Below are 19,573 nucleotides of genomic sequence, written 5' to 3'. Positions count from 1 at the left end.
CCGGGAGCCTGGTTCAGCGATATCGCTCGGCGAACGCGGCGGCGGCGCCGAACAGGCCAGGCTCCGGATAAGTGATGAGCTTGACGGGAATAGCCTTCATCCGTCCGGCGAAACGCCCCTTGGCGACGAAGCGCTCCCGGAAACCCGACCCGGCGAAATGGTCGGCCAGGCGCAGGCCGAGGCCGCCCGCGATCACCACGCCCGCGGCGCCCTGGGTGAGCGCGATATCGCCGGCAATGGCTCCCAGCGACAGGAAGAAACGTTCGAGCGCGGCGCTCGCGAGGCGATCCTCGCCCGCCATCGCCGCGCGCCACAATTCGCGCTCGCTTTGTTCGGGAATCGTCTCCCCATCGCGCGCGGCGAGCGCCTCGTGGATGCTGGGGAGGCCGGGCCCTGAGGCGATCCGCTCGACGGAGACGCGACCGTAGCGGCGACGCAGATGGGCGAGGAGGCCGTCTTCGACGCTGTCGAGCGGCGCGAAGTCGCTGTGACCGCCCTCGGTCTCGACGACGAGATAGCCTCCCCCTCGCCGGACGAGCTGCCCCACGCCAAGGCCCGTGCCGGGCCCGACGATGCTGATGACGCCCTCGGCCGGAAGCGGCCTTTCGGGGCCGCACAGATGGCGGAACCAGGTCTCGTCGAGCTGGGCGACGGCGTGGCCGACGGCGCCGAAATCATTGACCAGCCTGTAGGAGGCGAGACCGAGCCGCTCGCCGAACCGGCCAGGATGGATGACCCACGGATTGTTGGTGAGCTTCAGCCTGTCGCCTTCAGGCGCGCCCGCCACCGCGATGCCGGCCCGATCGGGCAGCGCCCGGCCCAATGCCTGCCCGAACGCCTCCCACGCGGCTTCGAAGTCGGCGTGATCGGCGGTGCTGAAGGTGAATGTCTCGCCAAGCGAGACGACGCGGCGATCGTCGATCCCGGCGATGGCGAAGCGGGCATGGGTGCCGCCGATATCGGCGGCGACGATCTCGCTCATGTCGCCCATATTTGCTCCCTCACGCCTGCCCGCCGCCGCCGCGAGCAGCCTTGGCGCGCCCGGCAGGAGTCGAACCTGCGGCCTCAAGATTAGAAGTCTCGTGCTCTATCCAGCTGAGCTACGGGCGCGCGCGAGGCCGCTTTAGCGCGCTTTGCAGCGCAGCGGAACCGCGCTAATCGTGGCGCGGCATGGATGGCGGAGAGATCAGCGAGGCCGGGGGCGCGGGGCCGGAGCCGAGGCGCTTGCGCTATTTCGATTTCGTGATGGCGGCCTTCGTCACCATCCTGCTGCTCTCCAACGTGCTCGGCGCCGGCAAGGTCGCGACGGTGGACCTGCCCGGCATCGGCGACTGGCCGTTCGGCGCAGGCATATTATTCTTCCCCATCTCCTATGTGCTCGGCGACGTGCTGACCGAAGTCTATGGCTATGCCCGCGCCCGGCGCTGCATCTGGGCGGGGTTTGGCGCTTTGCTGTTCATGGCGTTCATGGCCTGGGTGGTGGTGGCGCTGCCGCCGGCGACTACGTGGGAGGGGCAGGCGGCCTATGAAGCGGTGTTCGGGCAAGTGCCGCGCATCGTATTCGCCTCGATCGTCGCCTTCTGGGCCGGCGAGTTCGCCAACAGCTACGTCCTCGCCCGGATGAAGGTCTGGACGAAGGGACGGCATTTGTGGACCCGCACGATCGGATCGACCTTCGTCGGGCAGGGGGTGGACAGCCTGATTTTCTACCCGCTCGCTTTCTATGGGGTGTGGGACACCGGCACCTTGCTGCTGGTGCTTCTCACCCAATTTGCCCTCAAGGTCGCCTGGGAGGCCTTGCTCACCCCCGTCACCTACGCCGTGGTCGGTTGGCTCAAGCGCCGCGAAGGCATCGACGCCTATGACACCGATACCGATTTCACGCCCTTCCGCGTGAGGGTGTGACGATCACTGTCGGAAGGACGTCTGTGACATGGCCCGGCCGCTCTCGACCGCTGGCGCGGCCTCGCCGTTGACGGTAAGGCGCCACGATGGCTGTCGCGAAAGACCTCAAGCGTCCCGAGCTTGGCGCGATCCTCAGGACGGCGCTGGACGCTGTCGTGGTGATGAGGCTCGACGGCACCATCGCGGGCTGGAACGACGTCGCGCACCGCATCTTCGGCTGGTCCTTCGACGAAGCCATCGGCCGCAGGATGAGCGAGGTCATCATCCCTCCCCAGCATCGCGAGGCGCATGAGCGCGGCCTTCAGCATTACCTCGCGACCGGGCAGGGGCCCGTGCTCGACCGCCATATCGAGATCACGGCGCTCCGTCGCGACGGGCGAGAGCTTCCCATCGAGCTGTCGATCACTTTGACCCGCCAGTTTGACGAGCCGGTCTTCCTCGGCTTCCTGCGCGACATCAGCGAGCGCCACGAGGCGCAGCGGCGGCAGGCATTGCTGCTGGCCGAATTGAACCACCGGGTGAAGAACATGCTCGCCGTGGTCGCGGGGATCGCCCACCAGACCGCGCGCGCCTCGCCGTCGATGGAGACGTTCAGCGCCAGTTTCTCAGGGCGCCTGGAGGCGCTCGCCCGCGCCCACGAAATGCTCACCGCGGACGATTGGGAAGGCGCGCGGCTGGCCGATCTCGCGGAAGCCCTGCTCGGCCCCTATGCGCTGGCACACGATCGGCGTGCGTCGTTCGGCGGTCCGGCGGTCGAGCTTGGCGCGAAGCAGGTCCTGAGCCTCAGCATGATCCTGCACGAGCTGGTCAGCAACGCCGCCAAATATGGCGCTCTGTCTCAACCGGACGGCCGCATCGCGCTCGACTGGAGCTGGAGCGAGCCCGAGGTCGGCGGGCGATTGCTGCTGCGCTGGAAGGAATCGGGTCTCTCCGGCATCGTTCCGCCGACGCGCGACGGCTTCGGCCTCAAGATGATCGCGCTCAGCGCCGGTCACGAGCTTGGCGCCGAGACGCAAACGCAATGGCAGGCGGACGGCCTCGCCTTCACGCTCGAATTTCCGGCCGGGCCGGCGCGAACGGGAAATTAACCATGATCGATGCAGTCTCCCCGGCCATGGCGATGCACCCGAATAAGGAAGGCATGACGACCGCTTTCGCGGGTGCGGCCGACGCCGCCCGGTCCGACGCCGGTCGTGGCCCCGGTGTCGCGCCGGGCCGGCGGATCGCCATCGTCGAGGACGAACTTATGGTCGCCTGGTCGCTGGAATCGATGGCCGAGGATCTCGGCCATTATGTGGTCGGCATCTATGCGAGCGGCGAGGCCGCCTTGGCCGGCATCGGCGACATGCCGCCCGACCTCGTCCTCATGGACATCAATCTGGGCGGCGGCATAGACGGCATCGAAACCGCGCGCCGGCTGCGCCACGGTTCGTCCGTCGCCATCCTCTTCATCAGCGCCTATGCCGACCGGGAAACCCGTGACCGCGCGCTGGACGCCGTGCCCGGCGCCATGCTGCTCGGCAAGCCGGTTCCCACTGTCGCTCTGGCAAAAGCCATCGTGGCGGCGACGTCGCCCCTCGATTAGGGCTGCTGCTCCCGCTTCAATAGGTTCGAGCTCTTTCGAGCGCGATTCCGGCGAGGTTCTGGGCGCGGCGGATGTGCCGGACGCGCAGCCGCCGGAAATGCGGCGCCTGTTCCCTGAAGCTGGCGAGATAGGGCCGGAGCTCCGCGTTCCGGCACGTCCACTCGCCATTGGCCTGACGGACGATCGTCGCCGAATCGCCGAGCAGGACGATGTCGGTCTCGCCCAGGGCCCGCGCGATTTCCAGAGCGTGGAGCAAGGCGGCCCACTCGGCCTCGCTGCTCGAGCCGTAGCCCAGCCCGGTCCCGCGATAGACTTGCCCCCGCGCGACCACGGCGACTTCCATGGCGCCCGGATTGGGCCGGCAGCCGCCGTCGAAGAAGATCTTCACGCCGCCCGCGCCGCGGCGAGATGGTGAAGGACGATGCCGCTGGTGGTGGCGACGTTGAGGGAATCGAACCCCGGCGCCATCGGAATGCGCACGCTGCTGGTCCGCGCGAGCAGATGAGGCGAAAGACCGGGGCCTTCTGCCCCGAGAAGGACGGCCGTGCGCGGCCCCGGCGCGAAGTCCGCGAGGCGCGTCGTACCGGCCGGGCTCAGCGCGAGAGGCGCGATTGCGTGGCGGTCCAGGAGCGCGAGCATGTCCTCGCCGCGCGCGAGCCGGGCGAAGGGGACCAGCAAGGCGGCGCCGACCGAGACGCGGATCGCCTTGCGGTAGAGCGGGTCGCAACAATCGCTGTCGAGCAGGATCGCGTCGGTGCCGAACGCGGCGGCGTTGCGGAAGATGCCGCCGATATTGTCGTGATTGGCGATCGCCGAGAGCAGGATGATGGTGGCCTGCGGGGGCAGGCGGCCGAGCAGGGCGTCGGCATCGGGCGTATCGGTGCGCCGGCCGATGGCGAGTATGCCGCGGTGGAGCGGGAAGCCGGCGATGCCGTCGAGCACCGCTTGTTCCGCCGCGAAAACCGGTACGCCCTCCGGCACATCCGCCAGCAAGGATGCCAGCACCTCGATCCGGTGCGCGGCTATCAGCAGCGACAGCGGACGAAATCTCGTGCAGGCGAGCAATTTCTCCAGCACCACCTTGCCCTCCGCGACGAACATGCCGTCGCGTCCGACCAAGTCGCGCTCGCGTATGTCGCGATAGGCAAGGATGCGGGGATCGGCGGGATCGGAAACGGGAATGACGGCCGGCATGGCGAATGCCCTACAGCAGACCGCCAGGGACGAGCCAGAGCGAGCCGGAGGCGGCTGCCGCCCGCTTGCTCAGGCCAGCGATTCGATCAGGCCCTCGAAAAGCCGCCGGCCGTCGCTGCCGCCATGGGCCGGCTCGATCATCCGCTCGGGATGCGGCATCATGCCGAGCACGTTGCCGGCCTCGTTGACGATGCCGGCAATGGCGCGCGCCGATCCGTTGGTCTCGGCGCGATAGCGGAATACGACCCGGCCTTCCCCTTCAAGCCGGTCGAGCGTGTCCTCGTCGGCGGTGTAATTGCCGTCATGATGGGCGACGGGGATGACGATCTTCTCGCCCGCCTGGTAGCGGCTGGTGAATGCGGACTGGCTGTTCTCGACCTTGAGCGGCACGTCGCGGCAGACGAAGCTGATTCCGGCGTTGCGCATCAGCGCGCCCGGCAACAGCCCGGTCTCGGTCAATATCTGGAAGCCGTTGCAGATGCCGAGCACCGATACGCCTCGCTCGGCCGTCTCCTTCACCGCCCGCATCACCGGCGATTGCGCCGCCATCGCGCCGGAGCGGAGATAGTCGCCATAGGAAAAGCCGCCCGGCACCGCGATCAGGTCCAGCCCTTCGGGCAGCTCGGTTTCCCGGTGCCAGACCATGAGCGGCGCCTCGCCGCTCACCTCGCGGATCGCCACGGCGAGGTCGCGGTCGCAATTGGAGCCGGGGAAGACGATGACGGCGCTCTTCATCTCGAAGGTTCCTCTACGCGGCCTGCCGCTCGATGCGGAAATTCTCGATCACGGTGTTGGCGAGCAATTTGCGGCACATTGCCTCGACATCGTCCTCGCTCACGCCCTCTTCAAGGTCGAGCTCGATCAGCTTGCCGGCGCGCACATCGTTGACGCCGGCGAAGCCCAGGCCTTCCAGCGCATGGTGGATGGCCTTGCCCTGCGGGTCGAGGACGCCGTTCTTGAGCGTGACGTAAACGCGGGTCTTCATCGCTTCGGCTCCACGAATTTCGGGTTGGCGCTCCTATGGCGAAGCGGCGTCCGCCGCACAAGTTTTCACTTTGGATTTACCTCGCCGTGGCATGAAGGTGGGCAGTTCGCTTTAGGAGAAGGCCCATGATGGGCTTGGCGCTGGGAATGTTCATCGGCCTGTTCGCGTTCGGCGCGAAGCTGATGGGCTGGAGCGACCCCAGCGGACAGGTGCAGCTCGCCTTGTTCATGTCCTTCCTGTTCGGCATCATCTGCGGCTATCGGACCCGATAGCTTGTCCGGCGGCGACCCCGCGCCTATCTCCCGACCATGAACGAAGCCCCCGAAATCGACCTCACACCCTCGGCCGCCGCGCGGGTGGCGGCCATCGCCGCGCGCCAGGGCAAGCCTGCGATCCTGCGCCTCGCCGTCGACGGCGGCGGCTGCGCGGGCTTCCAATATCGCTTCGGCCTGGCCGAGGCGGTCGAGACTGGCGACACCGCCGCCTCGCGCGATGGCGTTACCTTGGTGGTCGACGAGATCAGCCTCGACCTCGTCCGCGGCTGCGCGGTCGATTATGTCGAATCGCTGGGCGGCGCCTCCTTCCAGGTCACCAACCCCAACGCCGCCTCCGGCTGCGGCTGCGGCACCAGCTTTTCGGTGTGACGCGCCGGGCGCGGCCCGCTAAGCCAGTGCGATGAAGATCGTCACCTATAATGTGAACGGCATCCGCGCCCGGCTGCCGCGGCTGCTCGAATATCTGGACGAGCAGAAGCCCGACGCGCTCTGTCTGCAGGAGCTGAAATGCGCCGACGATTCCTTCCCGGCGGCCGATGTCGAAGCCGCCGGCTACGGCACCGTCTGGCACGGCCAGAAGGGCTTCAACGGCGTCGCCATCCTCGCCCGCGGCGCCGAGCCGACGCTGCGCCGGACGGGCCTCCCCGGCGATCCCGACGACACCCATAGCCGCTATATCGAGGCCGAAGTCGCCGGAATTGTGATCGGCTCGATCTATCTGCCCAACGGCAATCCCCGGCCCGGCCCCAAGTTCGACTACAAGCTCGCCTGGCTAGACCGGCTCCGCGCCCACGCGGCCGAGGTGCTCGCCGAGGAAGTGCCGGTCGTGCTGGCCGGCGATTACAACGTCATTCCCACCCCCGGCCACGATGACGTCTTTTCGGTTCGCGCCATGGCGAACGACGCGCTGATGCAGCCCGAAAGCCGCGCCGCGCTCCGCCGGATCGTCCATCTGGGCTATGCCGACGCCATCCGCGTCCGCCATCCCGAAGGCGCCGTCTATACGTTCTGGGATTATACCGCCGGCTGCTGGCAGCGCGACGCCGGCTTTCGCATCGACCATCTGCTGCTCAGCCCCCAAGCCGCCGACCGCCTGCTCGATGCCGGCGTCGACAAGGACTATCGCGGCCGCGAGAAAGCGTCGGACCACGCTCCGACCTGGGTGATGCTGGAGGATTGAGCTTCAGGTCGCCGCGGGCAGGCGCTGGTCGAGATGGAGGTAGCGGCTGTCGAAGTCGGCGATCTCCGCCAGCTTCTTCCAGTCCGGTATCCGCACCGACCGGTTGGTCCGTTCGATCAGACCCTCCGCGGCAAGCGCCTTCAGCGTCCGGTTGACGTGGACCGAGGTGAGGCCGAGCGCGTCGGCGAGCTGTTCCTGCGTCATCGGCAGCTCATATTGGCATTGCTCGCCGAGCCCGACCGTTTCCAGCCGCAGGGCAAACTCGCACAGCATATGGCCCATTCGCGTTCGGGCGTCGCGGCGCCCGATGTTGAGCGTCCATTCCCGGAAGATCGCGCCGTCGACCAAAGTCTCGTTCCACATCGCCTTGCCCAAATTCGGGCGCCCGACGGCGATCTCCTCGATCGCCGCGATCGGGATGAACGCCGCTTCGACATCGTTCAGCGTCTGCACATTATGATCGGCGCTGCGCAGCAGCGAGTTCTGGAGATCGACTATGTCTCCCTTCATGTGGATCGACATGATCTGCCGTCCGCCGCTTCCGGTCAGCTTGTGGCGGATGGCGTAGCCGGAAAGGATCAGGCACGAATGCCTCGGCTCGTCGCCATCGCGGACGATGAACTCGTGCGCCCGAAGCGCGCGCAGCCGGTGCGGCAATGCCAGCACCGCGTCGCGATCCGCATCGTCCAGCCGCGTCCACATCTGGAGCTTCGTCACCATCGGCATCAGGGTATCCGGAAACGGCATGACGCAAGGCTCTCCACAGGCGGGAGCGCAAACGGTCTCTCAGCCACCAGCAAGCCAAGATAGGGCCGGTGATGGTTTCACCTTAAACCATTTAGGGAGGGGGCTCTAATCATTATTGGGGCGCCCGGCCAACATGGGTTAGGGTCGCGGCGGCGGCTCGCTTGCCGTTCCGGCGCCGGTTTCCAGGCCGCGGACCTTCATCGCATATTCGCCGGCGCGCAAGAGGTGCCGTTCCTTGGCTTCGCGAGAGCGCGCGCTCGCCGCGGCGCCGCGTTCCTCGAACAGCCGCCGGGTGAGATATTCCAGCTCCTTCTCCATGCCACGTCGCGACCGGAACGAGACCGCCTTATCCTTCGTCGGCGAGGGGAGGGGGCGCTACCCCGCTTTGGGGGCGCTGGAGATAGGAGGCGGCGAGCCGACGATGGGCCTCCACCGCGTTCGGGTGCGCCGCGCTTTCGGCCAGCGCCCGCTCGGCCTCGGCGCGGCTCGCGAAATAGGCGGCGTCATCTGAACCCATCACCCTCTCCATCCACTTTATTTTCCAATGGATAGAGGCGTTTCACCGGGCCGTCGACAACCTGGGTTAGCGGCCGGGCGAAGCGTCACAGCGGCTTTTCGTAGAGCCGGTACACCCGGTTGACGTGGCTCTCGATCGTCTCGGCGATGGCGCGCATGCCCAGATTGTCGTCGAGGATCCAGCCGATCTCGCCACGCGTCGCGCCGTAGCGCTCGATCGACGCGCGGCGGATATATTCGATCAGCATGAAAGCGAGCTGGCTCGCCAGCCGCGTCGATTGCAGCCGGGATGCGACGCCCATCAGCGGCACCCGCATCGTCCGCACCCTCGGATTCCTCAGGCGCCACAGCAATTTCGCCCAGCCGAACGGAAACAGGCGTCCGTCGAGGTCGCGGGTGAATTCGTTGAGGTCGGGCAAAGTGATCATGAACGCGACCGGCTCGCCGTCCAGCTCGGCGATGCGGATCAAATCCTCAAACACGATCGGCTTCAGCTTCTTGCCGGCATAAGCGATCTCGGCGTCGGTCAGCGGCACGAAGCCCCAGTTGCGGCCCCAGGCGTCGTTGAGCAGGCCGAGGATGATCGCCGCCTCCGCGTCGAACCGGCTCTTGTCGACCTTGCGGACGCGGATGCGCGGGTTCTTCTCGCCCATCGCGATGATCCGCTGGACGAGCGGCGGCATCGTCTGGGTGATGTCGAGCTCGTAGGTGTAGAGATCCTTGGCGCCGCCATATCCGGCCGCCTCGACCCACTCCTGGTAGGCCGCCTTGTGATGGCCCATCATCACCGTCGGCGCGTGGTCGTGGCCCTTGACCAGCAGGCCGGGCTCGTCCCAAATCGACAGGCTGAACGGCCCCATCGCCCGCGTCATGCCGCGCGCCCTCAGCCAGTCCTCCGCCGCCCCCAGCAGCGCCGCGGCAGCCTCGGCGTCGGCGGCCTCGAACATGCCCCAATGGCCGGTCCCCGCGCCGCCGCCCTGGTCGGCGGGCATGGCCAGCACCAGCCGGTCGACCTGCGCCGAGACGCGGCCGACGATCCGGCCGTCGCGCTCGGCGAGGAACAAGGCCGCCTCGGCATGATCGAACCAGGGATTGGCGCGCGGATCGAGCAGGCCGTGGACCTCGCTCTTGAGCGGCGGCACCCAATGCGGATCACCGGCATTGGCGGTCCATTGGTGATCGACGAACGCCTTGAGGTCGGCCGCGCCCTCGACCCGGCGGATCGTGGTCGTCACCGCTCGCGCTGGCGCGGATGCCCTTCGGCCACGCCGCCGGAAAGCTCGGCGACCCTGGGCCACTTCTCCGCCACCTCGGGCGTGTAGCCCAAGTTGAACACGGTCGGGCTCTTATCCGGGCGCTCGGCGCGATCGTAGAAGGTGCCGAACAATTTGTCCCAGAAGAAGGTGGTGATCCCGTAATTGCCGTTCTCGTCGTGGAAATGATGGGCCATGTGCCGCTTCTTCATCTCCGCCACCCATTTCGATTTGGGCTTGTAGGCGAGGTGCTGAATGCAGTGGACGAATTCGTAGAGGCAGGTCGTCAGCAGGCCCGTCGCGAAGGCGATGCAGGCGCCGCCGAAGCCACCGATAGCATAGCCGATCGGGGCGGTGGCGATGGCGATGGTCGGCAACGTCGTGTGGAGCGCGCCGAACAGCACTTCCAGATGATTGGGATCCTGGTGATGATCGTAATGGATGCGCTTCCAGGTCGCGGCGAGCAGCGGCACCTTGAACATCCAGCGGCTGTGCAGCACCCAACGGTGGAGCACATACCAGACCAGCGGGTAGACCAGCGCCGAGACGGCGACGGCGGCGAGCGTCGGCACGAGCGGCGCCGGCCGCCACGCATAGAGGCCGAGCGCGGCCAGCGACAGCAGCCCATAAGCGATGATCGCCGGATATTGCGCATAAGCGACGACCAGCTCCTTCAGCGTCATCCGATCGAGATGATGCGAACGGTTCCAGAAATCCGGACGCGTGGACGTTGCGATTTTCACCTTGGTACCTCGAATTTGTCGTCGAACTGGGAATTTGCCGTCGAATGGGCGCCGACGCGGCACTGCCACTCTCTATCTGTCCCCGTCATGAATTGGCAATAAGGCGGTTTTTGGACAGGGGCGCGGCGCGCGAAAGCCGCCGCCCCGATTCGCGGTCGACCGGCGCGCATTCGCGGCAAGGCCGGGCGCGGATCGGCCCGTCCGTCGCGCGATTTTTCGCGTTCCCGCGCTTCCGGACTGGCGGTCGAGGGCACGGTTTGGGCGGGAACGGCCGGAAAAAGGCGCGGATTTGCGTCGAAGTTCACGAAGTTTCTGGAGTGAGGCGGCTTTTTGCGGCCCTCCGCGCGGAAAAATGTGGTGGGGCAGCGGCTTGCGTGCCGATGCGATGACGGATTCGATGCGCGCGAAGGCAAGTGCCTGAGAAGACGAGGTCGGAGCGTGTCGCCGGCTGGTCGACCGTCCGCCCGCCGCGCCGGGGCGAAGCGGGCCAGGCCATGATCGTGCTTCTCCATCCGGGGATTGGACCATGAACCGGGGATTGTAGGAAAGGCGTTTCCCGCGCGGCCCCGCCTTCTATATTGAGGTTCGGGATCGGGGGCCGAGCAGGATCCTGCCTGAACGCGCCGCGCCGAATGCCCCGTCGCGGGCGAATTAAGTATTGTGTCTCTCGAACACCTCTCGCACCTAGGGCGTAGTCTGGCCTATGCTGGCGGGCTGCTATAGTGTCGCCGCGATGAATTTCCTGTCAGTGACCTTCGACGACCTGAACGCCTTCGCGTTCATCAAGTCGACCTATCCGGGACTGATCCAGACGCCGAACATCGACCGCATCATGGCGATGGGTACGACGTTCGAGAACGCCTACGCTCAGATCGCGGTCTGTAATGCCTCCCGGACTTCGGCGCTGAGCGGGCTCAACCCGGGCCTCACCGCGGTTCACCACAATTACGAGTTCTGGTACGAGCATGTCGCGCCCGGGCAGACCCTCCCGGGCGTCCTGAAGAGCGCGGGCTTCCAGACAAGCGTCATCGGCAAGATATTCCACCAGCACGAGATGCCGGATGGCGTCTCGGCCGCTGTCGCAGATTTCCGGTATCGCACAGAGGGTGGACTCTACGAAGATTCCGGTGTTTCGGACCCGCACCCCTCGTCGCTGCCGCTGGAGCAGCAAGGCGATTACCTTGCGACCGACCATGCCATCGCCCAGCTCAACGCTGCCGGCGACGATCCATTCGCGATCTTTCTCGGCATCGCCAAGCCGCATCTCGGCTGGGTCGTTCCCCAGGAGTTTTTCGACCTATATCCACTCGACCAGATCGAGCTACCGGAGGTGCTTGCCGGCGACCTCTCCGACGTGCCGGCATTCATGCGGGAACTGGTCTACGACCATCTCCACGATCAGGTGATCACGGCCGATGCGTGGAAGATGGCGCTTCAGGGCTATTTCGCCAGCATTTCCTTCGCCGACGCTATGCTCGGCCGAGTGATCGACACGCTCGAAGCCAATGGCCAGATGGACGATACCGCTATCCTGCTGTGGACCGACCATGGCTATCATCTCGGCGACAAGGATAACTGGCACAAGTTCACCCTGTGGGAAGAAGCAGCGCGCGCGCCATTCGTGCTGGCGCTGCCCGGGCAGGAAGATGACGGCCAGAGGGTCGGCCAGGCGGTCGAGCTGGTCGATATGATGCCGACGGTCCTCGACCTGATGGGGCTTGAGGCGCCCGAGGGGCTGTCAGGGCGGTCGCTGCGCGACTTCATCGAGGATCCGACGCTGACCGACGACGGCGTAGCGATCACCACGATGTATGGCAGCGCGGCGATCCGCGACAATGCCTATCGCTTCATCCGCTACGAGGACGGATCGGCCGAGCTGTACGACCTCGTCAACGATCCGCACCAGTGGACGAACCTCGCCGACGATCCGGCATGGGAGACGGTGCGGGACATGCTCGACACGCGGTTGCAGTCCGAGCTGGTCGCCGACGGCTGGCTGTGGATCGAGCCTGGCCAGACGGCCGACGGTACCGCCGGCGCCGAGAGCTTCGTGCTTCGGCCAGGCGCCGGGCAGGTCGCGGGCGGCGACGGCGACGACATTTATTTCATCGGCGACGGCGCGGCCACGATCGTCGAAGCGGAAGGCGGCGGGATCGACACCGTCTATACGTCGGAGAGCTTCACCCTTCCCGACCATGTCGAGAATTTGCAGCTCAAGCGGGGCGGCGACGGCGACAAGGTGTTGATCGGCAATTCGCTCGACAACTTCATGCTCGGCAGCGGACTGGTCGAGGGTCTGGGCGGTAACGATTTCATTCGCGTCTGGGGGCCCGGTACTGCCGACGGTGGCGCCGGGGACGATTACGTCCAGGGTGCGTTCGGTCGCGACCTCCTTTGGGGCGGCGCCGGCAACGATGTCATCTTCGCCAGCGAAGGCACAGACCGAGTAGAGGGCGGGGCTGGCAACGACGACTTGGATGGCGGTTGGGACACCGACACCGCTTCCTATGAAGGCGCGGCCGCCGGCGTCACGCTCAGCCTGGCCGTTGAAGGGCCGCAGGACACGATCGGCGCGGGCACCGACAGCTTGCTCAATTTCGAAAACCTGTCCGGCTCCGCCTTCGCCGACACCCTTGCCGGCGACCAGTTCGACAACGTCATCAAGGCTGGCGCCGGCGATGATGTCCTCGCTGGCGGGGGAGGCGCGGACACGCTGGACGGGGGTGAGGGAAGCGACCTCGTCTCGTTCGCGGCCTCGGCCCTGGCCGTCTCCGTCGACCTGGTCGACAAGAGCGCCATCGCTGACGCGGTCTCACGGGTCGTTCGGGTCGAGGACGTAGAAGGCTCGGCGTTCGACGACGGCGTGTCGGGATCGGCCGTCGCCAATCGGATCATGGGGCGATCGGGGATCGACGAACTTTCGGGCCTGGGCGGCGCCGACATGCTCAACGGGGGGCAGGACGACGATGTCGTCGATGGTGGCGCCGGAAATGACCGGCTGATGGGCATGGCGGGGAACGACGCCCTGGACGGTGGCGACGGACTGGATTTCATCCAGGGCAACGATGGCGACGACCATATCGTGGGAGCGGCGGGCAACGACCGGCTGGTCGGGAACGACGGTGCGGACCTGATCGAAGGAGGCGGCGATGACGACCGGCTGACTGGTGGCGGCGGGCGTGATAAGCTCTCCGGCGGCACCGGCCGCGATATGTTCATGTTCGGCGAAGGCGATAGCGCGGCCGAGCGCGCTGGCGCCGACATCATCCTCGATTTCAGCACGGTGGAGGGCGACCGGGTCAATCTGAAGGGATTAGACGCCGACGCCGGCGCGGCCGGCAACCAGCGCTTCCGCTTCATCGGTGATCGCGCCTTCGACGGGAATGCAGGTCAATTGCGCTATGAGAGCGCGGATGGCTCGACCTTCATCGAGGGTGACACCGATGGGGACGGCGCGGCCGACTTCTCGATCCGGCTGGAGAATGTGCTTGTGCCGGTGAACGCGGACTTCGTGCTCTAGCGCGGCCCGCACCGCGTCCTGGACGCCCGCTAAGCCACCCGCATTCGTTGCGATGGCAGGTTCCGGGGACGATGATCGCGAAACCTACTCAGAAGCGAGAGAATTCCAGGGACGCGAGAATTCCAGGGACGCAATACCTAATTGGAGCACATCACTTCAGGCGGTCGGCCTTCGTCCGCAGCCTCGCCTTCACACCAGCCGCATCCACCGCGCGAATCCCCCCAGCGCTTCGCGGTCGGCGCGTTGGAGGCCGAGGCGGAGGGCGGACCAGCTGGTCGCCATCCACAATGCCAGGACCAGGGCGAAGCGCAAAGGGCCTCGGGTCCAGTTTTCGGCCAGCGCCATCAGCCCCACGCCCGCCAGCGCGACGGCGAGGCCGAAGAAGAGCTTGCGGTCGAAGGGGGTGAGGTTGTCGCTCAGGCGCAGCTCCAGGGTCGCGGCGTAGGCGACGGCGATGGTCGCCGCGCCGACCGCGAAGGCCATGCCGAGCGCGCCCATGCCGGGCACCAGCCAGGCGGCGAGGGCGGCCCAGAGCGCGACCCCGGCGAGGCTGTTGACCAGAGGCAGGATGCGGTGGCCGGTCATCTCGACGATCGGAGTCGCCGGGCCGACCACGGCCTCGGCCGCGCGCGCCGTTACCAGCACGTAGAGCAAGGGGAGGGCGGCCGCCGCTTCCGGGCGGTAGACGCTCAATATGTCGGCGCCGGCGAAGACGAGCAGGCCGGCCAGCGGCACGACCAGAGCGGTCGAGACGCGGCTGGCGAAGCGGTAGAGCGGGCCGATCGCCGCCCGGTCGGCCCGCGCCTGGGCCGAGGACAAAGGCGCCATCACATATTGGAAGGCCTGGCGCACGACGAGCGGGACGGTCGAGATCTTGCGCGCGATCTCGAACAGGCCGGCCGCCACCGCGCCGCGCGTGCCCGGCAGCATCAGGTTGAGAATGACCGGCGGCGCGTCGATCAGCAGGCGGCGGGAGAGGTTGGCGGGGAGCAAGGCGAGGCCGGTGCCGAGCAACAGACGCGCCATGCCCCCGCCGATGCGGGCGCTAAGGATCAGGCGGAGGTCGTAATAGCGCCCGAGCAGGGGCACGCACAAAGCGGCGGTGAGCGCGAGCGACGCGAGATGCGCGGCCATCAGCCCGATGTTGCGGAAACCGGCGGCGAAGAAGAGCAAGGCGAACAGGATGCGCGCGATCTGCTCCCAGAAGATGCGCAGGCGTATCTCGGGGCCGAAGGCGCGGCGGGCGCGGGCGGCGGAGGTGGCGACCTCGACGAAGGTCCACAAGGGCAAGGCCCAGGCAAACAGGCGGATCGCCTGGGGCAGAGTGGCGCGGTCCTCGGGCGCGGCGGAGACCAAAGCGGCGACCGCCTCGGCGTTGAGCGACACAAGGCCGGCGATGAAAGCGGCCGGGAGGATCGAGACGAAAAGCGCCAGCTTCACCGCCGCGTGGGCGGCTTCGTTCGAATCGGCGGCGGGGACGATCCGCTGGAGCGCGCTCGTCATCGACAGGTCGACGAGGTTGGAGACGAAGTTGATCGCGCCCCACAACACCACATAGAGGCCGTAGGTGGCGAGGCCGAACAGCCAGATGAAGAGCGGCTGGGCGAGCGCCTCGATGAGGGCGCCGGCCCGGGCGAAGCCGGCGAGCCCGGCGCCGCGCGCGACATCGCCCCGGGTGATATCCGTCATTCCTCGGTCCGGATCAGCACCGTCTCGCCGATGAGCAGGAACAAAGCGAACGGCGCCCAGGCGGCGAGCAGAGGCGGATAGGCGCCGAGATTGCCCATCGCGAGGGCGAAATTGTCGACCACGAAATAAGCGAACCCAAGCCCCATGCCGATCACCGCGCGGACGAAGAGCTGGCCCGACCGGGCGAGGCCGAACGCCGCCACCGCCGCGAGCAGCGGCATCAGCACCGCCGACAGCGGACCCGATATCTTGTGCCACAGCCCGGCCTTCAGCGCGTCGGTCGGAAACCCGGCGGCTTCGAGATCGTCGATCGAGCGCGAGAGCGCGACGATATCCTGCTCGTCGGCCCTGACGTCGGCCAGGGTGAACTGGTCCGGCGTGACGCCGCGGGCGGCGACCAGCGACGGCGCGCTGGTGGTGGCGGTGGTGACGACGTCGAAACGCTCGACCTCATCCAGCCGCCATCCGCCCTCGGCCGGTCGGGCGCGCTCGGCGGTGACGATCGCCACCAGCCTTCCGCCCGCCCGGTCGTAGAGGCTGACGTCGTGGAGGCGGGTGCCGGCGCCGGCGCCGGTCACCTGCCCGGCGCGGATGAGGTCGTCGCCGGCGCGCACCCAGGCGTTGGCGGCGACGCCGTCGCCGGGCGCGAGCGGGCCATAGTCGACCGCCTGCCAGTCGTTGAGCTTGGCGGTCGCGCGGGTGACGATCGTCTCGGAAAAGAGGAAGGCCAAAGCGGCGATGGCGAAGCTCGCCAGCACCAAGGGCGCGATGATCTGATGGGCCGAGATGCCGGCCGCCTTCATGCTGACGATCTCGCTATTCTGGTTCATCGTCGCAAGCGTGATGAGGGTTCCCAGGAGCACCGAGAAAGGCAGGAAGCGCGCCACCAATTGGGGGAAGCGCAGCGAGACGTAATACCAGAGGTCGCTGTCGCCATTGCCGGCCTGGCGCAATATCTTGCCGGATTCGCCCAGCAGGTCGAGCGTCTGGAGGATGAGCACCAAGGCGACGAGCACGGCCATGCTGCGCAGCACGAAGGTCTTCGCCATGTAGAGCGCGATCCGCCGCGAGGGGAAGAAGTGGATGTTGATCATTCGGCCGCCACCGCGCCGCGCCGCCGGCCGATGCCGAGCATCCGCCGCACCGCCTTGCCGAGCTTGGCGAAGACGCGCTCCAGCGCCCCGATCGGCTGGCCGCCTGGCTTGTGGGCGAGCGTCCAGTACATCCAGACGATGAGCGCGGCGAATATCGCGAACGGGGTCCAGAGCGCGATCACGGGATCGATCCGCCCCTGCGCCCCCATCTGCTCGGCATATTGGTTGATCTTGTGATAGGTCACCACCATCACGATCGAGACGAAGATGCCGAGGCCCGACGTGCTGCGCTTGGGCGGCACCGCCAGCGCCACCGCGACCAGCGGCAGCAGCAGCATCATCACCACCTCGACCATGCGGAAGTGGAAATTGGCGCGGGTCCGGTCGCGCAATTCCTCGGGCACCGCGTCGCTGCCGCCGATCCGCACCAGCTCTGGGAGGGTAAGCTCGTCATTGTCGTCGCCGCGCCCGCGGAAGCTCTCGATCGCGGGGAGGTCGATCGGAAGGTCGTGGCGGGCGAAGGTCAGCACGCGCGGCGCGCGGTAGCCGGGCGCGTCGTGGACCAGCCGCCCTTCCGTCAGCCGGAGGATGATCGTGTCGGCATCGTCGGTGGCGAGGAAGGTGCCCTTGTCGGCGGTCACCGCCAGGGTGCGGCCGTCGCGGGTCTCGGCGCGGACGAACACGCCCGAAAGGTCGCGCCCCTCATTGTCGCTGCGCTCGACGCGCAGGGTCATGCGCTCGCCCAGCCGGTTGAACTCGCCGACCTTGATCGAGGCGCCGAGCGCGCCGGAACGGAGCTCGAACTGGAGCCCTTCATAGGCGTAGGTGGCGTAAGGCTGGAGGAAGCCGACGATGCCGAGATTGAGGAGGAGCAGGGCCGCCGCGTAGAGATAGGGCACGCGCAGCAGCCGGCCGTAGCTCAAGCCGACCGCGCGCAACGTGTCGAGCTCCGAGGAGAGCGCGAGCCGGCGGAAGGCGAGCAATATGCCCAGCATCAGGCCGATCGGGATGCCGAGCCCCAGATATTCGGGGATCATGTTGGCGAGCATCTTCCAGACGACGCCGACCGGCCCGCCCTCGCTGACGACGAAGTCGAACAGGCGCAGCATCTTCTCGAGCAGCAGCAGCATCGCCGACAGGACCAGGGTCGCGATCAGCGGAACCGCGATCAATCTGGCCAGATACCGGTCGGTTAGCGTGCCGATGCTCAACTTTTAGACGCCCCATGACCATATTTTGGCCGCATGAATATTCGATTCCGAAGCGCAAGGGGGCTTGAGACAACCCGGCCATGCCCGCGTGACGCGCATGGCTATAGCTTCCAGGAGCGAACTGGTCATGTTCAAACTGATGTCCTCCATCGCCGCCGGCGCCTTGGCCTTCGCGGCGCCCGCCGCGGCCCAGGCCGCGCTCGGCCCCGACGCGGCGTCGTGCAAGACCGGCGCGAGCTCTCCGGCCGTGCTTGTCAGCGTCAGCGGCTTCAAGACCCGCGGCGGCAACCTTCGCGTCCAGCTCTATCCGGGCAATTCCGACTTCCTCGTCAAGGGCAAGTGGCTGCGCCGCATCGACCTGCCGGTGACCGGTTCGGGCGCGATGCGGGTCTGCGTCGCCGTCCCCAAGGCGGGCAATTATGCGATCGCCGTCCGCCACGACGTCGACGGCAACGGCAAATCCGGGATGAGCGACGGCGGCGGCTTCTCGCGCAACCCGAACATCTCGCTTTTCGACCTGAAGCCCAAATATAATGAAGTGACGATCCCCATCGGCAACAGCGTGCGGCCGGTGAACGTCATCCTCAACTACAAGCAGGGCCTTTCCGTCGGACCGATCAAGCGCAGCTGACCATGGCCCGCGTCGCCCTCCTCTCCAACCCGAGATCGACCGGAAACCGGTCGGTGCTTCCCAGCGTGAGGAGCTTTTGCGCCGAGCAGAAGGACATTTTCCACTATGAGGTGGAGCATGTCAACCAGATCGGCGCGGCATTGAGGACCATCGCCCGGGTCAATCCCAAGGTGCTGGTCATCAATGGCGGCGACGGCACGGTCCAGGCGGCGCTGACCGAAATCTATCGCGGCGGCCATTTCTCCGGCGCCCATTATCCGGACGGCCCGCCGCCGGTGGCGGTGCTGCCCAACGGCAAGACCAACCTCATCGCGCTCGACCTCGGCTCGGGCGGCGACCCTTTGGTGGCGCTGAAGAGGGTGCTGGAGCTCGCCCGCAGCGACATGGCGCCGCACATCGTCAGCCGCGAGCTCATCCAGCTCTCCGACGGCAGCGTCGGCGGCAAGGCGGTACTCGGCATGTTCCTGGGCGGCGCGGGCCTTGCCGACATCATCCTTTACTGCCGCCACAAAATCTATCCTTTGGGCCTGCCCAACGGGATCAGCCACGCGCTCACCATGCTGGCGGTGATGGTATCGATCGTCTTCGGCCTCCGGGCCGCGTTCCTTCCGCCAAGGCCGTCGCGGGTGAAGGTCTCAGTATTGAAGCATGGCGAGATGCAGGGCCATTTCGCCCTGCTGATGGTGACGACGCTCCAGCGCCTTTTGCTCAACCGCACCATGCCCGGCGCCGATTCTCCCGTCGGGGCGATGCAGCTGATGGTAATCGAGCGCGGCCGCTCGACCTTGTTCCACGTCCTGCTCGCCGCGCTGAGGGGGCGGCTCGGCCGGGTCGGCGTCTCGGGCGTCCATCTCGAGCGCGGCGACGAGATCCGCATCGAAAGCGACCGTTCGAGCGTCATCCTCGACGGCGAGCTGTTCGAGGCGCGAACCGATCGACCGATCGTGCTCAAGCCGACCGCGCCGGTGCCGTTCCTGCGGCTGGCGGCGTAACAATATTGTTTCTCGTCATTCCAGCGAAAGCTGGAATCTCCTGTATTGAAGAT

The 19,573-nt window shown here is 67.0% G+C and carries 22 protein-coding genes and 1 tRNA gene; 9 read left to right on the top strand and 14 right to left on the bottom strand.

Annotation, left to right across the window (positions count from 1 at the left end):
* Positions 1-13 precede the first annotated feature (13 nt).
* Positions 14-991, bottom strand: coding sequence for a glucokinase (locus ACFQRC_RS05155; protein WP_379958509.1), 978 nt, complete (start codon positions 989-991; stop codon positions 14-16).
* 42 nt (positions 992-1,033) lie between these two features.
* Positions 1,034-1,110: transfer RNA gene (locus ACFQRC_RS05150), tRNA-Arg, on the bottom strand.
* 114 nt (positions 1,111-1,224) lie between these two features.
* On the opposite strand from ACFQRC_RS05150, the gene ACFQRC_RS05145 reads away from it, so the two are divergent.
* The 3 genes from ACFQRC_RS05145 to ACFQRC_RS05135 all read left to right on the top strand — a co-directional run bounded on the left by ACFQRC_RS05145 (position 1,225) and on the right by ACFQRC_RS05135 (position 3,490).
* Positions 1,225-1,905 (top strand): queuosine precursor transporter, encoded by a 681-nt coding sequence (locus ACFQRC_RS05145; RefSeq protein WP_379958506.1) that lies wholly within the window; start codon positions 1,225-1,227, stop codon positions 1,903-1,905.
* Positions 1,906-1,991: 86 nt separating this feature from the next.
* Positions 1,992-2,993 (top strand): sensor histidine kinase, encoded by a 1,002-nt coding sequence (locus ACFQRC_RS05140; RefSeq protein ID WP_379958504.1) that lies wholly within the window; start codon positions 1,992-1,994, stop codon positions 2,991-2,993.
* 2 nt (positions 2,994-2,995) lie between these two features.
* Complete coding sequence (locus tag ACFQRC_RS05135) at positions 2,996-3,490, top strand: response regulator (protein ID WP_379958501.1); 495 nt, start codon at positions 2,996-2,998, stop codon at positions 3,488-3,490.
* A gap of 16 nt (positions 3,491-3,506) precedes the next feature.
* Here the strand turns inward: ACFQRC_RS05135 and ACFQRC_RS05130 are convergent, their stop codons facing one another.
* From ACFQRC_RS05130 to purS, 4 genes are all read right to left on the bottom strand, one after another.
* Positions 3,507-3,878: a reverse transcriptase-like protein gene (locus ACFQRC_RS05130; RefSeq protein WP_379958498.1), complete on the bottom strand. Its 372-nt coding sequence runs from the start codon at positions 3,876-3,878 to the stop codon at positions 3,507-3,509.
* Positions 3,875-4,684 carry a TrmH family RNA methyltransferase gene (locus ACFQRC_RS05125; RefSeq protein WP_379958496.1) on the bottom strand — a complete coding sequence of 270 codons (810 nt, stop codon included), beginning with the start codon at positions 4,682-4,684 and terminating at the stop codon, positions 3,875-3,877. Before ACFQRC_RS05125 ends, ACFQRC_RS05130 begins: the two co-directional genes overlap by 4 nt.
* A 69-nt stretch (positions 4,685-4,753) precedes the next feature.
* Positions 4,754-5,419 carry a phosphoribosylformylglycinamidine synthase subunit PurQ gene (gene purQ, locus ACFQRC_RS05120; RefSeq protein ID WP_379958494.1) on the bottom strand — a complete coding sequence of 222 codons (666 nt, stop codon included), beginning with the start codon at positions 5,417-5,419 and terminating at the stop codon, positions 4,754-4,756.
* Between the two features lie 13 nt (positions 5,420-5,432).
* Entirely contained in the window at positions 5,433-5,669 is a 237-nt protein-coding gene (purS, locus tag ACFQRC_RS05115; RefSeq protein ID WP_379958491.1) for a phosphoribosylformylglycinamidine synthase subunit PurS, read from the bottom strand.
* Between the two features lie 125 nt (positions 5,670-5,794).
* Between purS and ACFQRC_RS05110 the strand changes: the two genes are divergently transcribed.
* From ACFQRC_RS05110 to xth, 3 genes are read left to right on the top strand one after another with little or no spacing between them, the layout of a single operon-like run.
* Positions 5,795-5,941 (top strand): hypothetical protein, encoded by a 147-nt coding sequence (locus tag ACFQRC_RS05110; protein WP_379958488.1) that lies wholly within the window; start codon positions 5,795-5,797, stop codon positions 5,939-5,941.
* Between the two features lie 36 nt (positions 5,942-5,977).
* A complete protein-coding gene (locus ACFQRC_RS05105) occupies positions 5,978-6,313 on the top strand; it encodes a HesB/IscA family protein (protein WP_379958486.1) in 336 nt (111 codons plus the stop codon).
* 31 nt (positions 6,314-6,344) lie between these two features.
* Positions 6,345-7,124 (top strand): exodeoxyribonuclease III, encoded by a 780-nt coding sequence (gene xth, locus ACFQRC_RS05100; protein ID WP_379958483.1) that lies wholly within the window; start codon positions 6,345-6,347, stop codon positions 7,122-7,124.
* A 3-nt stretch (positions 7,125-7,127) separates the two neighbouring features.
* Here the strand turns inward: xth and ACFQRC_RS05095 are convergent, their stop codons facing one another.
* From ACFQRC_RS05095 to ACFQRC_RS05075, 5 genes are all read right to left on the bottom strand, one after another.
* Entirely contained in the window at positions 7,128-7,871 is a 744-nt protein-coding gene (locus ACFQRC_RS05095; RefSeq protein WP_379958481.1) for a Crp/Fnr family transcriptional regulator, read from the bottom strand.
* 138 nt (positions 7,872-8,009) lie between these two features.
* Positions 8,010-8,189, bottom strand: coding sequence for a hypothetical protein (locus ACFQRC_RS05090; RefSeq protein ID WP_379958479.1), 180 nt, complete (start codon positions 8,187-8,189; stop codon positions 8,010-8,012).
* A 28-nt stretch (positions 8,190-8,217) separates the two neighbouring features.
* Positions 8,218-8,388, bottom strand: coding sequence for a hypothetical protein (locus ACFQRC_RS05085; RefSeq protein WP_379958477.1), 171 nt, complete (start codon positions 8,386-8,388; stop codon positions 8,218-8,220).
* Positions 8,389-8,473: 85 nt separating this feature from the next.
* The gene (locus ACFQRC_RS05080; protein WP_379958475.1) at positions 8,474-9,622 is read right to left on the bottom strand and encodes a hypothetical protein; all 1,149 of its coding nucleotides are present in this window, start codon (positions 9,620-9,622) and stop codon (positions 8,474-8,476) included.
* Complete coding sequence (locus ACFQRC_RS05075) at positions 9,619-10,383, bottom strand: sterol desaturase family protein (protein WP_379958473.1); 765 nt, start codon at positions 10,381-10,383, stop codon at positions 9,619-9,621. Before ACFQRC_RS05075 ends, ACFQRC_RS05080 begins: the two co-directional genes overlap by 4 nt.
* Before the next feature lie 733 nt (positions 10,384-11,116).
* On the opposite strand from ACFQRC_RS05075, the gene ACFQRC_RS05070 reads away from it, so the two are divergent.
* A complete protein-coding gene (locus ACFQRC_RS05070; RefSeq protein WP_379958471.1) occupies positions 11,117-13,903 on the top strand; it encodes a sulfatase-like hydrolase/transferase in 2,787 nt (928 codons plus the stop codon).
* Positions 13,904-14,092: 189 nt separating this feature from the next.
* On the opposite strand, the gene ACFQRC_RS05065 is transcribed toward ACFQRC_RS05070, so the two are convergent.
* From ACFQRC_RS05065 to lptF, 3 genes are read right to left on the bottom strand one after another with little or no spacing between them, the layout of a single operon-like run.
* Positions 14,093-15,592: a lipopolysaccharide biosynthesis protein gene (locus ACFQRC_RS05065; protein ID WP_379958469.1), complete on the bottom strand. Its 1,500-nt coding sequence runs from the start codon at positions 15,590-15,592 to the stop codon at positions 14,093-14,095.
* On the bottom strand, positions 15,589-16,686 hold the full coding sequence (gene lptG, locus ACFQRC_RS05060; RefSeq protein WP_379958467.1) for an LPS export ABC transporter permease LptG: 1,098 nt from the start codon (positions 16,684-16,686) through the stop codon (positions 15,589-15,591). Before lptG ends, ACFQRC_RS05065 begins: the two co-directional genes overlap by 4 nt.
* A complete protein-coding gene (gene lptF / locus ACFQRC_RS05055) occupies positions 16,683-17,897 on the bottom strand; it encodes an LPS export ABC transporter permease LptF (protein WP_379958465.1) in 1,215 nt (404 codons plus the stop codon). Before lptF ends, lptG begins: the two co-directional genes overlap by 4 nt.
* A gap of 127 nt (positions 17,898-18,024) precedes the next feature.
* Between lptF and ACFQRC_RS05050 the strand changes: the two genes are divergently transcribed.
* A complete protein-coding gene (locus tag ACFQRC_RS05050; RefSeq protein WP_379958462.1) occupies positions 18,025-18,528 on the top strand; it encodes a DUF2141 domain-containing protein in 504 nt (167 codons plus the stop codon).
* A gap of 2 nt (positions 18,529-18,530) precedes the next feature.
* A complete protein-coding gene (locus tag ACFQRC_RS05045; protein WP_379958459.1) occupies positions 18,531-19,520 on the top strand; it encodes a diacylglycerol/lipid kinase family protein in 990 nt (329 codons plus the stop codon).
* Positions 19,521-19,573: the final 53 nt, after the last annotated feature.

Source organism: Enterovirga sp. GCM10030262, from assembly GCF_042666435.1.
Classification (GTDB): domain Bacteria; phylum Pseudomonadota; class Alphaproteobacteria; order Sphingomonadales; family Sphingomonadaceae; genus Allosphingosinicella.
The sequence above is the reverse complement of the archived record's forward strand: the minus strand, read 5'-3'. Positions and strand labels throughout refer to the sequence as shown.

Bases quoted from the DNA above. Each gene is read 5' to 3' on its own strand.
- xth (WP_379958483.1), top strand. From the start codon at position 6,345: ATGAAGATCGTCACCTATAATGTGAACGGCATCCGCGCCCGGCTGCCG.
- purQ (WP_379958494.1), bottom strand. From the start codon at position 5,419: ATGAAGAGCGCCGTCATCGTCTTCCCCGGCTCCAATTGCGACCGCGAC.
- ACFQRC_RS05050 (WP_379958462.1), top strand. From the start codon at position 18,025: ATGTTCAAACTGATGTCCTCCATCGCCGCCGGCGCCTTGGCCTTCGCG.
- ACFQRC_RS05095 (WP_379958481.1), bottom strand. From the start codon at position 7,871: ATGCCGTTTCCGGATACCCTGATGCCGATGGTGACGAAGCTCCAGATG.
- ACFQRC_RS05065 (WP_379958469.1), bottom strand. From the start codon at position 15,592: ATGACGGATATCACCCGGGGCGATGTCGCGCGCGGCGCCGGGCTCGCC.
- lptG (WP_379958467.1), bottom strand. From the start codon at position 16,686: ATGATCAACATCCACTTCTTCCCCTCGCGGCGGATCGCGCTCTACATG.
- ACFQRC_RS05155 (WP_379958509.1), bottom strand. From the start codon at position 991: ATGGGCGACATGAGCGAGATCGTCGCCGCCGATATCGGCGGCACCCAT.
- ACFQRC_RS05045 (WP_379958459.1), top strand. From the start codon at position 18,531: ATGGCCCGCGTCGCCCTCCTCTCCAACCCGAGATCGACCGGAAACCGG.
- ACFQRC_RS05110 (WP_379958488.1), top strand. From the start codon at position 5,795: ATGATGGGCTTGGCGCTGGGAATGTTCATCGGCCTGTTCGCGTTCGGC.
- ACFQRC_RS05090 (WP_379958479.1), bottom strand. From the start codon at position 8,189: ATGGAGAAGGAGCTGGAATATCTCACCCGGCGGCTGTTCGAGGAACGC.
- ACFQRC_RS05125 (WP_379958496.1), bottom strand. From the start codon at position 4,684: ATGCCGGCCGTCATTCCCGTTTCCGATCCCGCCGATCCCCGCATCCTT.
- ACFQRC_RS05135 (WP_379958501.1), top strand. From the start codon at position 2,996: ATGATCGATGCAGTCTCCCCGGCCATGGCGATGCACCCGAATAAGGAA.
- ACFQRC_RS05085 (WP_379958477.1), bottom strand. From the start codon at position 8,388: ATGGGTTCAGATGACGCCGCCTATTTCGCGAGCCGCGCCGAGGCCGAG.
- purS (WP_379958491.1), bottom strand. From the start codon at position 5,669: ATGAAGACCCGCGTTTACGTCACGCTCAAGAACGGCGTCCTCGACCCG.
- ACFQRC_RS05140 (WP_379958504.1), top strand. From the start codon at position 1,992: ATGGCTGTCGCGAAAGACCTCAAGCGTCCCGAGCTTGGCGCGATCCTC.
- ACFQRC_RS05105 (WP_379958486.1), top strand. From the start codon at position 5,978: ATGAACGAAGCCCCCGAAATCGACCTCACACCCTCGGCCGCCGCGCGG.
- ACFQRC_RS05070 (WP_379958471.1), top strand. From the start codon at position 11,117: ATGAATTTCCTGTCAGTGACCTTCGACGACCTGAACGCCTTCGCGTTC.